We start from the raw sequence: 12000 nt of genomic DNA, 5'->3' as shown, positions 1-12000 counted from the left end.
TTATAAAATTAAATTATTTATTATTCATCATAATTTTTTAAGTTTGAGTCAATGTTTTTAGTTAAGTCTTCACCAAATAACTCTTTTGAAATTTCAGCAGTTTTTCCGCTTTCAATTAAAGATTTTAAAGATGTATTTACAGCATTGATAACAGCTGTATTACCTTTTTTAGCAGCAATTGCGATAGGTTCGTTTGTTAAGTTATCACAAGATTTTACATAATCATTTGGATTGTTATTTACATAATAATCTCCAACAACTAAATCTGTAACTACGCAGTCAACACTTCCGCTTTTTAAAGCAAGGAATGCAGCTGTCATATCGTCAAATTGTTGTAAGTCAAATTCCATTGCTTTGTCATTTTGATAATATTGACAAGCTTCATCTGCTGTTGTTCCAACTTGAACAGCAACTTTTTTACCTGTTAATTGATCTACAGATGTAATTTGATTTCCGTCTTTTGCTGAAATTATTACTTGTTGATTTGCTAAATATGTATCAGAAAGCTCTAAAGTTTCTTGTCTTTCTTCTGTAACACTTATTGCAGAAATAACAACATCATATTTATCTGCATCAAGACCGGCAAAAATTGCATCAAATCCAACTTGTACAAATTCAACTTCTAATCCCATGTCTGCTGCAATTGCTTTTGCAAGTTCAATATCAAATCCTGCAAGCTCTCCAGTTTCTTCATCAATATATTCCATTGGTGGATATGTAGCTTCAAGTCCAACTGTTAAAGTTCCATCTTTAACAAGTTTCATTTCTCCGTTATCTGCTGTTTCTTTACTTCCACATCCCGTAAACATTGCAAGACTCATTATTGCAACTGTTGATAATGCAATTATTTTTTTCAATTTCATAATAAAAATAATCCTCCTCTTTACCTATAACTTTATTAAAGTTTACTATGATTTTAAAAAAAAATCAACATGTTTTTTATTTTTATGCATATTTATTTATATTTATGCTTTTTATTTCTTCTGTTTATAGAGGGATTTTTTTTATTTTAGCTTGTTTCCTTGGATATTTTTTATTAGTTAATTCCATTTTCTTTATCTCTATGATATTTCTGTTTGAAAGAGAATAGGGGAGTTTTTCTTTATGGTTTTTTATGATTTTACAAGAAAGAAGATTCAATGCATTTTTGCTTTGTTCTATTTCTTCTTCCCCTTTACTGCCTTTTAAAGCTATAAAACTGCCTTCTTTTTTTATAAAAGGAATTGTATATTCTAAAAGAACATTTAATGAAGCAACCGCTCTTGCAGTTACATAATCAAATTGTTCTCTATATTCTTCATCATGTGAAAGTTCTTCTGCTCTTTGATGTATTGCTTCTATATTATTAAGTTTTAATTCTTTTATTGTATTATTTAGGTAGTTCACTCTTTTATTTAAACTGTCAAGAAGAAGAATATCTAAATCTTCTCTAAGTATTTTTATTACAATTCCAGGCATACCGGCTCCAGAACCTATATCTATAAGTTTTCCTTCATTTTTAATATATTTTATGGAAAGGGCGCTGTCGATGATGTGTTTTTCAATAAATTCTTTTTCATCGGTTATTGCCGTAAGATTAAATTTTTTATTTTCTCTTAAAACTATATCCATAAATAAAAGTAGTTTCTCTGTTTGTTCGTTAGTTATTTGTATATTGCATTTATTAAGTCCCTCAGTTAAATATTCTTTTAAATTCATCATATTCTCCTTATTGTTTGTAAAAAATAGTATAGCAGAATTACTTAATAAGAAAAAGAGGTAATATATTTATTTTTTTTACCTTTTATGTTATTCTTTAATAATAGAATTTTTTTGATTGTGAGGAAAAAATGAAGAAAAAATTAGTTATTATAGATGTATATTCGATTATTTATAAATGTTTCTACGGAGTAAGACCAATGCACTCTCCAAAAGGCGTTTCAACCAATGCTATTTTTGGGTTTTTAAATATAATTTTAAAGCTTATAGAACAGGAAAAACCTAATTATTTATATGCTGCTTTTGATAAAGGACATAAAAATTTCAGACATGAAAAATACAGTGAATATAAAGCAGGAAGACAAAGTATGCCTGAAGAATTAAGAGAACAGCTTCCTTATATTGATGAACTTTTAGATGCTGCAAATATTATCTCTTTAAAAGTAGATAATTATGAAGCAGACGATATTATAGGTAGCGTAAGTGAGATAGCAGACTCAAAGGGGATTGATACTGTTGTTATAACCGGAGACAGGGATTCATTTCAATTGGTTTCTGAACATACAAAGATTCTTTATTCAAAAAGAGGAATAAGTGATATTGAAGTAATAGACGAAGCTTATATTATGGATAAATATTCTCTTACACCAAAACAAATGATAGATTTAAAAGCTTTAATGGGTGATAAATCTGATAATATCCCGGGTGTTAAAGGGGTAGGAGAAAAGACGGCTTTAGGTTTACTTGAAAAATATAAGACACTTGAAGGTGTGTATGAAAATATAGATGAAGTAAAAGGAAAATTAAAAGAAAAGTTAATAAATGATAAAGACAATGCATTTTTGAGTAAGGAACTTGGAAGTATTGTCGTAGATATGGATGTTGATATAAATCTTGAAGAAGAATGCGATTTTAACTTTAATAATGAAAAGTTTATTTCAATACTATCAAGTCTTGATTTGAAATCAATAATGAAGAAACTTGGTGTAGAAAATAATGCAGATAAAGAAGAAAAAAATGATGATTTTTCTAATTTAAAAGAAGAATATTTAAACATAGGTAATGACATAAAACCCGATGAACTTTGCAAAGTATTAGAGAAAAAAGACTATATTAGCATTTATTTTGTTTTAAATGATGAAAACAATAAATTAAAAGAAGCTATGATATTTGACGGGGAAAAGTTCTATCTTTTTGATTTAACTGTTTTACCTGTTTCGGATATGGCAGCAATAATGAATAAAAATAATAATATAATTACTCATGACTTTAAAAATGTATATAAATGTTTTAAACGTGAAGGATATGATGTTGAATGTTCATTTGATACTTATATTGGAGGATATGTTTTAAATCCAAGTGATGAAAGATACTCCCTTGAAGTAATGGGTAAAAAATATCTTGATGTAGATTTAAAAGAAGACAAAGGTGAAGCTGTTCAACAAAGTTTTCTTGATATTGAGGATAAAGAAAAGTATCTAACATATATTAAAAAGGCAAAATGTATATATTCATTATATAAACTTCTAAATGAAAAAATAAAAGAAGAGGGAATGGAAGAATTATATAATAATATTGAACATAAACTTATGTATGTTCTTGCGGATATGGAAATAGAAGGCTTTAAGGTTGATGTGAATATGCTGGAAGTTTTAGGAGAAGACTTTGATAAACGAGTTGAAAATTTAACGAAACAAATAAGAGAACTTGCAGGAGAAGATGAAAGCTTTAATGTTAATTCTACAAAACAACTAGGACATGTTCTTTTTGAAAAACTTAATCTTCCTGTAATAAAGAAAACAAAAACAGGATATTCAACAAATATAGAAGTACTTGAAAAATTAAAAGATCATCATCCTATAATTCCTCTTATAATCGAATTAAGACAGGTAAGTAAACTTAATTCAACATATGTAAAAGGATTTGTTACTTTAATTGATAGGAAAGAAGATAAAATTCATTCTACTTTTAATCAAACAATTACTACAACAGGAAGAATATCTTCTTCAAATCCAAACTTACAAAATATTCCTGTTAGAACGAATGAAGGAAGAATAATAAGAAAAGTATTTATACCTAGTAAAGAAGGTAATGTTTTAGTTGATGCGGATTATTCTCAAATAGAGCTTAGAGTTTTGGCACATATTTCTTCAGATGAAAAGTTAATTAATGCATTTAAAAATAATGAAGATATACATGCAAGAACTGCAAGTGAAGTATTTGGTGTTAATATAGAAGATGTTACAAGCGAAATGCGTAGTAGAGCAAAAGCGGTTAATTTTGGTATTGTATATGGAATAAGTGACTTTGGTCTATCAAAAGATTTGAACATTTCAAGAAAAAATGCGAAAGAATATATTGATACGTATCTTGCTAAATATCCAAATGTAAGCAAATATATGAAGGATATTGTTGAATTTGCAAAAGAAAATGGATATGTAACCACAATGTTTAACAGACGTAGATATATTAATGAAATTCATTCAAAGAATTTTAATGTAAGATCTTTTGGAGAGAGAACAGCTCTTAATACTCCTATTCAAGGAAGTGCAGCTGATATAATAAAACTTGCAATGATAAATGTTGAAAGTGAGATTAAGAAAAGAAATCTTAAATCAAAACTTATTTTACAGGTACACGATGAACTAATAATAGATGCACCTGAAAATGAAGTTATGGAAGTAAAAGAAATTTTAAAAGATAAAATGGAAAATGCAGTTAAGATGGATTGTCCATTAAAAGCCGATATAAATGTAGGTAAAAATTGGTTTGAGGCGAAATAATGAAAGTAATAGGGTTAACAGGTTCAATCGGAACAGGTAAAAGTTCCGTTTCAAAAATTTTAAATGAATATTATAATATACCAATTATTGATGCTGATAAAATAAGTAAAGAAGCTGTTCAAAAAGGAAGCAGAGGGTTAAATAAAATAAAAGATGTTTTTGGCAGTGATTATATTTTAGATAATGGTGAACTTAATCGTCCTAAAATGGCAAGTCTTGTTTTTAATGATGAAAAAGCAAGGCTTGCTTTAAATAATATTATCCATCCGGAAGTAACAGATAAATATAATTATCTTGTGAACAAATATAAACAAAGAGATGAAAAATATGTAATATACGATTGTCCTCTTTTAATAGAAGAAAAGCTTACCAATATGGTTGATGTTGTAATGCTAGTATATACTTCACAAGATATTCAAATTGAAAGGATAATGTTAAGAGATAAGGTAAAAAAAGAACAAGCCCTAATGCGTATAAAAGCTCAAATGTCCACAGAAGATAAAATGAGGTATGCGGATATAATAATAGACAACAGTTCTGATTTTAATGATTTAAAAAATAATATAAATAAAATATACAATAGTGAATTTTCTAAAAATAATACTTGCATAAATATACATTAATATGTATAATATATCATATTATGGAGGTATTGGAATGATTGATGTAGGTATTTTGGGTGCTACGGGATATACCGGGGCAATTTTAGTAAGTATATTAAAAAAACATAAAGAAGTTAGAAATATAAAACTAGGTTCTCACAGTTATGTGGGTAAAGAATTTAGCGATGTTTATGAAGCATTTAGAAATATAGAAGATGGACCATGTTTGGAAAGCGACATTAATGAATTTGCAAATGACTGCGATGTTGTATTTATGGCTCTTCCCCATGGAGTTGCATCAAAGGTTGTTACGAAAGAAGTTTTGGAAAAAACAAAGATAATAGATCTTGGTGCTGATTTTAGATTAAAAGATAAGGCTACATATGAAAAATGGTATAAGACAGAACATTTTGCAGAGGATTTACTTAAAGAAAGCGTATACGGTCTTTGTGAAATTGAAAGAGAAAGTATAAAAAATACAAGACTTTTAGCAAATCCGGGATGTTATACAACTTGTTCTATTTTATCACTATATCCATTGGTAAAGGAAAATATTATTGATGTGAATTCAATAATAATAGATGCCAAATCGGGCGTAAGTGGTTCAGGAAGAAAAGCAAATGTTGGTTCTTTATTCTGTGAATGCAATGAATCCATTAAAGCATACGGAGTAGGTACACACAGACATACTCCTGAAATTGAACAACAACTTTCAAAATATGGACATGATATTAAACTTTCTTTTACTCCTCATTTGGTTCCAATGAATAAAGGAATTCTTACAACTATTTATGCAAATGTGGATGAAAGCATAACGAAGGAAAAAATAAAAGAAGTTTATGAAGAGTATTATAATGATGAATATTTTATAAGACTTAGAGAGTCTGGTAATTTGCCTTCAACAAACTATGTAAAAGGCACTAATATTTTTGATACATCTTTTGTTCTTGATAAAAGGGTAAACAGAATTATCGTTTCAAGTGCAATAGATAATTTAATGAAAGGGGCTTCATCTCAAGCAGTTCAAAATATGAATATAATGTTTGGGTTTAGCGAAAAGGAAGGCATTGATTTTCTTCCTTTATATATATAAAAATATTTTAATTTAAAAGATTTATATATTTTATTTTAGTTATTAAGGAGTTTTGATAGATGAAGATAGTAAAAGGTTGTGTTGTTGCACCAAAAGGTTTTTATGCATCAGGAAAGTCAACAGGACTAAAAAGAAAAAGAAAGGATATGTCACTTATTTATTCTGAAAAACCTTGTAATGTTGCAGCAGTATTTACAACAAATAAAGTAAAAGCAAGCAGTGTGTTACATAATATGGCTTTATATGAAAAAGGTTTAAAAGCAAGAGCTATTATAGTAAATAGCGGTAATGCAAATGCATGCACAGGCGAACAAGGATTAAAAAACACAGATGAAATGGCAGCAGAAACAGCAAGATGTCTTGCTTTAAAGCCTGATGATGTTTATGTTAATTCAACAGGTGTTATAGGGGTACAGCTTCCTATGGATAAAATAATAAACGGAATAAGGGAAGTTTCTCTTGCTCTTGACGATGACATTGTTTCAGGTGTAAATTGTGCTGAAGGTATTCTTACAACCGATACTTTTATAAAAGATAAATCAGTTGAAATTATAATAGATGATAAAAAAGTAAGAATAGGCGGTATTGCAAAAGGTTCAGGAATGATTCATCCTAATATGGCTACAATGCTTTCATTCATTACAACAGATGTAAATATTGATGACAAAACTTTTAAAGATTTACTAAAAGAAATTGCAGATGATACTTATAATATGATTTCTGTTGATGGAGATACCTCTACAAACGACAGTGTAATTGCTTTTGCAAACGGTATGGCAGGTAATGAAGTTCTTACTAAAGACCATAAAGATTATAATGTATTCAAAGATGCCTTAATGTTTGTTTGCAAACACCTTGCAACTCAAATTGTAAAAGACGGAGAAGGTGCTACAAAATTCTTAGCCGTAAATGTATTAAATGCAAAGACAAAAGATGATGCTAAAAAAATTGCAAAGAGTATTATAGGTTCTTCTTTGGTTAAGACAGCATTCTTTGGCGAAGATGCAAACTGGGGAAGGGTTTTATGTGCGGCAGGATATTCAGGAGTTGATTTTGATCCTGCAATAGTTACACTTTCATTTAAAAGTGTTAAGGGTGAAATTGAGTTATATAAAGACGGAATAGCTCTTGAATTTGATGAAGATAAAGCTCTTGAAATTTTACAGCAGGTTGAAGTGGAAATTGATATAAACATGAACTGTGGAGAAGAAAATGCAACAGCATGGGGATGCGATTTAAGTTATGAATATGTAAAAATAAATGGAGAGTATAGAAGCTAATGGATGATAAATATTTTAAACAAGCCAGTGTATTAATAGAAGCTCTTCCTTATATAAAAGAATTTAACGGACAAATAGTAGTTATTAAATATGGCGGAGCTGCTTTAGTAGATAAAAAAATGGAGCAAAGTGTAATAAATGATATTGCTCTAATGAAATTAGTTGGTATTTTACCTGTAATTGTTCATGGTGGCGGTAAAGATATAAATAAAATGCTTGATAGAGTAGGAAAAGAACATAAATTTGTAAATGGACTTAGATTTACAGACAGCGATACAATGAATATTGTTCAAATGGTTCTTGCAGGTGGAGTAAATAAAGATTTAGTTTCTCTATTTACAAAACAGGGAATGAATGCAATTGGTATTACAGGGCAGGACGGAAAACTTTTAGAAGTTGAAAAACATACTCCTGGTGGAGATGATATAGGTTTTGTTGGAAAAATTAAAGGTGTAAATCCAATGCTTATTGCAAAACTTTTGGATGATGATTTTATCCCTATTATTGCACCTATTGGTGTTGACGAAACAGGACAAAGCTATAATATTAATGCTGATTATGTTGCTTGCCATGTTGCAAGCGCTCTTCATGCAAAAAAACTTCTTTTCATGTCTGATATTGAAGGAGTTATGGACAAAGAAAAAAATCTAATTAAACAAATTAATATAGATGAAATTCAAGGTTTAATTGATGATGGTACAATTAATGGGGGAATGATTCCAAAGATTAGAGGCGCAAAAGAAAGTGTTGAAAACGGAGTAAGTGGTGTTCATATCATTGACGGAAGAGTTGAACATAGTTTATTAATAGAATTATTTACAAACTGTGGAATAGGAACTATGATAAAGGAGTAGGCAGCAATGGAAGATATAGTTAAAACAGGTGAAAAAGTATTAATGCATACATACTCAAGATTTCCTTTAGTTTTTGAAAAAGGAGAAGGTGTGTATCTATATGATGAAAACGGAAAAAAATATTTAGATTTTGTAGCAGGTATTGCTGTAAATGATTTGGGATACAATGATGAAGGTTTAAATAAAGCATTAGAAGAACAAATGCATAAGTTATATCATGTATCAAATTTATATTATACTAAAGCGAATGTAGAGGCTGCAAAAACTTTGGTTGATAATAGTGCATTAGACAGAGTTTTCTTTTGTAATTCAGGAGCTGAAGCAACTGAAGCAGCTTTAAAATTATCAAGATTATATGCATATAAATTTAGAAATAAAGAAACAAAAATTATTGCTATGAATAATTCTTTTCATGGAAGAACTTTCGGTTCTATAACAGCTACAGGACAACTTAAATATCAAAAAGGTCTTGGTCCTATTTTACCTGATGTTGTCCATGTTCCTTTTATGGATTTCGAAGCAATTGAAAAAGAAGCAAGAAGTGGCGCTTGTGGAATTATAATAGAACCTGTTCAGGGAGAAGGCGGTATAAGACCTGCAAGTAAAGAATTTTTGCAAAAGGTAAGAGCTTTATGTGATAAACTTGATATATTATTAATATTTGATGAAGTTCAATGTGGTATAGGAAGAAGCGGATATTTATTTGCATATGAATATTTTGATGTTGTTCCTGATGTAGTTTGCATGGCAAAAGGTTTAGGAGGAGGTTTCCCAATAGGTGCAATTCTTGTTAAAGAAGAAAAGGCAAAAGGTTTTGAACCTGGAAACCATGCTTCAACTTTTGGAGGAAATGCACTTGCTTCTACTGCAAGTAAATATGTTTTAAATAAGATAATAAATGAAAATATTTTAGATAACGTAAAAGAACAAGGAATTTATTTAAAATCTAAACTTGAACAGTTAAAAGAAAAATATGATTTTATTAATGATGTAAGAGGTATTGGTTTAATGCTTGGAATGGAATTTGAATTCCCTGTTTCTGACATTATTAATAAGGCTATTGATAAAGGACTTTTACTTTTAAATTCGGGACAAAACATTATAAGATTTGTGCCTCCATTGATTATTTCAAAGGATGAAATAGACGAAGGTATTACAATCTTAGACAGTATTTTACAAGAAATATAACATATTTTGTAAAATATTTCGTATTAGTATAAAAAAAAGAAAAAATTATGTATTTTTCTAATTTTTTCTTTTTTTTAATGTAAAGTTTGTGGTATTATATATTTATATATTGATATTTTATATTTTATAAAAGAATGGGTGATACATATGGAAGAAAAGAGTACAGCAAAAAACAGAGTGGTCGTTAATATTTTAGGGTCAAATTATACAATCATTACAGATAATGACGAAGAACAATTAAAAAAAGTTGCCGGTTTTGTTGACGAATTAATCAGACAAGTTAAGAAAAATAATCCTTATATGAATCCTTATACCGCTGCAGTCTTGTCTTCTTTAAATTTATGTGAAGAACTTTTCGAACTTAAAGATGAAGTTGAAGATCTTAGAAAAGATAAAGAGGAATATGAAATTCTGACTGATTATAAAGAAAAGTTAATGTCTGCACTTGAAGAAGCAGAAGCTAATGAAGCAAAAAGACTTTCTATGCAATATAAATATGAAAAAATGGAAATAGAAAACGAAGAGTTAAAAGATCTGCTTGAAGAGTACAAGGAAAAATTTACTTCAATGAGAAGTGAGATAGAACTTAACAGAAGATCTATAAGTGAACTTCAAAATAAACTTTTAGAAAATCAAATAGAGCTTGTTAAAGCAAGAAAGAATATTTTGGATTATTCAAGCTAGAATATAAAAATAAAAAGATGCAGTTTTGCATCTTTTTTATTTGCTCATTATAACTGTAACTTTACTGGCTCTTTGGTATTTGTTTTCTCTTCCGTCTTTTATATCTTCCTCAGATACAAATACATCAACAAGGGTATAACCTTCTTCAGCTTTTTCATTAAGATAATTTTGCAATTTACTCATGAATAAATCTCGCTCAACAATATACTTCAACTCTTTTCCCTCCTGTAATTCCAGCTTGTTTTATTATAGAATACTATAACATAATTACATAGATAAGTAAATAAACATAATTATTATTTTTAACAAACTTCATTACAAAATCATTACAAAAAAAGAAGAGTTTTATCTCTTCTTTTTCTATATTGATTCATTATTTATTTTATTTTCTTCTGCAAATGTTAATGCATAAGAACCATAAGGTGCATATATTTTTATGTTTTTACTTCCATCAAATGCTGTAGAATCTATTGTTGAAAGACTATATGTTGCTTCTATTTTGGTAAGTTTTGGGCAGTTGCTGAAAGCTTTTTGATTAATGTTTGTTACTCCCTCATTTAAAGTTACTTCTTGTAAATTAGAGCAATCAGCAAATACATAATCTCTTAAATAGTTTACGTAAATTGGAAGACTTACTTTTGTTAAACTTGAACATCCTCTGAATACTTCTTTACCTATTGTATGAAGAGAATCAGGGAAAGAAATGTTATTTAGTTTTGAACAATTTTTAAATGCACCGCCTTCTAATTTTTGGAGTGTGTTAGGGAATTTAACCGTTGTAAGATTTTCGCATTCTCTAAAAGCATTGCTGCCTATGGTTATAACCCCATCTTTAAATGTTACACTTGTTAAACTTACACTTCCTAAAAATGTTTCTTCTTTTATTTCTTCTACATTTTCCGGTATTTCTATGTTTGTTAGGCTTCTGGTGTTGTAAAATGCATATTTACCTATTGATTTAAGTTTATTTGGAAGTGTGATGTTTTTTAAATATTTATTAGAATAAAATGCACTTTCTTTTATTGATGTCGTTTTTTCATTTACTGTGAAACCTTCATCTTCTTTGCTTATTGGGTAAGATATTAAAGTTTTCATGTTTTTTGAATATAATACACCATTTTCTGCCGTAAATTTTTTATTTTCTTTTGCTACTGTAAAGCTTTTTAAATTAGTACAATTTGTAAAAGCATTAGAGCCTATTTTTTTTACTGATGCAGGAATAGATACTTCTTTCATACCACAATTTAAAAATGCATTTTCTGCAATATTTTCAATTCCTTCTTCTAAAGTAATATCTTTTAAACTTATACAGTTTGCAAAGGCATATTCATTTATATTTTTGCATCCGTTTATTGTTACAGATTCCAATTTATTACAATTATAGAAAGCATAATCACCTATAGTTTCTACGCTGCTTGGAATTGTAAGATTGATTATTGAAGTATTTTTAAATGCATTATCTCTGATTTCTATAACAGGATAGTTATTAATTTTTTCAGGTATTGTAAGATTTTTTATTTCTTCTTCCTTTGTAGTATAAGAAATAATATAAGCTTTTGAATCTTTTATCATATAAGTAAAGCCATTTTGATTACCTTGAATTGTGTTAGCAAGATTTTGAGTTATTTCCGTTTCTGTTTCTATATCTGCATTTATATAATTAAATGTTGGTATTATAAAAAATGTTAATAATAGAATAAGTATTAATGTTTTTTTATTTCTCATAATTTAAACCTCTTTTCCATTGCTAATTATTCTATCATAAATACATTCATTTTTAAACTTTTAAAATTATATATTTGTTTTAAATTAAAAAAT

11 protein-coding genes are annotated in these 12000 nt (G+C 28.3%); 7 read left to right on the top strand and 4 right to left on the bottom strand.

Translation table 11 applies throughout. From position 1 onward, the window contains the following. Nucleotides 1-20 precede the first annotated feature (20 nt). Together M6G78_RS08085 and rsmG are read right to left on the bottom strand one after the other, a co-directional pair. Nucleotides 21-863 (bottom strand): transporter substrate-binding domain-containing protein, encoded by an 843-nt coding sequence (locus M6G78_RS08085; protein ID WP_253230107.1) that lies wholly within the window; start codon nucleotides 861-863, stop codon nucleotides 21-23. Between the two features lie 124 nt (nucleotides 864-987). Next, the gene (gene rsmG / locus M6G78_RS08080) at nucleotides 988-1698 is read right to left on the bottom strand and encodes a 16S rRNA (guanine(527)-N(7))-methyltransferase RsmG (RefSeq protein ID WP_243112206.1); all 711 of its coding nucleotides are present in this window, start codon (nucleotides 1696-1698) and stop codon (nucleotides 988-990) included. Nucleotides 1699-1829: 131 nt separating this feature from the next. Between rsmG and polA the strand changes: the two genes are divergently transcribed. The 7 genes from polA (at nucleotide 1830) to M6G78_RS08045 (ending at nucleotide 10182) form a co-directional block, all read left to right on the top strand. Continuing rightward, the gene (polA, locus tag M6G78_RS08075) at nucleotides 1830-4481 is read left to right on the top strand and encodes a DNA polymerase I (RefSeq protein WP_253230106.1); all 2652 of its coding nucleotides are present in this window, start codon (nucleotides 1830-1832) and stop codon (nucleotides 4479-4481) included. Next, entirely contained in the window at nucleotides 4481-5104 is a 624-nt protein-coding gene (coaE, locus tag M6G78_RS08070; RefSeq protein ID WP_138268308.1) for a dephospho-CoA kinase, read from the top strand. Before polA ends, coaE begins: the two co-directional genes overlap by 1 nt. A gap of 34 nt (nucleotides 5105-5138) precedes the next feature. Next, on the top strand, nucleotides 5139-6176 hold the full coding sequence (argC, locus tag M6G78_RS08065; protein ID WP_138268386.1) for an N-acetyl-gamma-glutamyl-phosphate reductase: 1038 nt from the start codon (nucleotides 5139-5141) through the stop codon (nucleotides 6174-6176). A 59-nt stretch (nucleotides 6177-6235) separates the two neighbouring features. Beyond that, nucleotides 6236-7456 (top strand): bifunctional ornithine acetyltransferase/N-acetylglutamate synthase, encoded by a 1221-nt coding sequence (argJ, locus tag M6G78_RS08060; protein ID WP_138268307.1) that lies wholly within the window; start codon nucleotides 6236-6238, stop codon nucleotides 7454-7456. Then, nucleotides 7456-8310: an acetylglutamate kinase gene (gene argB, locus M6G78_RS08055; RefSeq protein WP_138268306.1), complete on the top strand. Its 855-nt coding sequence runs from the start codon at nucleotides 7456-7458 to the stop codon at nucleotides 8308-8310. The genes argJ and argB overlap by 1 nt, the downstream gene beginning before the upstream one ends. 6 nt (nucleotides 8311-8316) lie before the next feature. Continuing rightward, nucleotides 8317-9498 (top strand): aspartate aminotransferase family protein, encoded by a 1182-nt coding sequence (locus M6G78_RS08050; RefSeq protein WP_253230105.1) that lies wholly within the window; start codon nucleotides 8317-8319, stop codon nucleotides 9496-9498. A gap of 147 nt (nucleotides 9499-9645) precedes the next feature. Further along, on the top strand, nucleotides 9646-10182 hold the full coding sequence (locus M6G78_RS08045) for a cell division protein ZapA (protein WP_138268304.1): 537 nt from the start codon (nucleotides 9646-9648) through the stop codon (nucleotides 10180-10182). 36 nt (nucleotides 10183-10218) lie between these two features. Here M6G78_RS08045 and M6G78_RS08040 read toward each other — a convergent pair whose 3' ends face one another. Both M6G78_RS08040 and M6G78_RS08035 read right to left on the bottom strand, forming a co-directional pair. After that, the gene (locus M6G78_RS08040; RefSeq protein ID WP_171020559.1) at nucleotides 10219-10395 is read right to left on the bottom strand and encodes a hypothetical protein; all 177 of its coding nucleotides are present in this window, start codon (nucleotides 10393-10395) and stop codon (nucleotides 10219-10221) included. Between the two features lie 147 nt (nucleotides 10396-10542). After that, nucleotides 10543-11907, bottom strand: coding sequence for a leucine-rich repeat domain-containing protein (locus M6G78_RS08035; protein WP_138268303.1), 1365 nt, complete (start codon nucleotides 11905-11907; stop codon nucleotides 10543-10545). Between the last annotated feature and the right edge of the window lie 93 nt (nucleotides 11908-12000).

Origin of the sequence: Anaerofustis sp. NSJ-163 (genome assembly GCF_024135845.1) — a bacterium.
Lineage (GTDB): Bacteria > Bacillota > Clostridia > Eubacteriales > Anaerofustaceae > Anaerofustis > Anaerofustis butyriciformans.
This window is presented reverse-complemented; position numbering and strand designations above follow the sequence as displayed.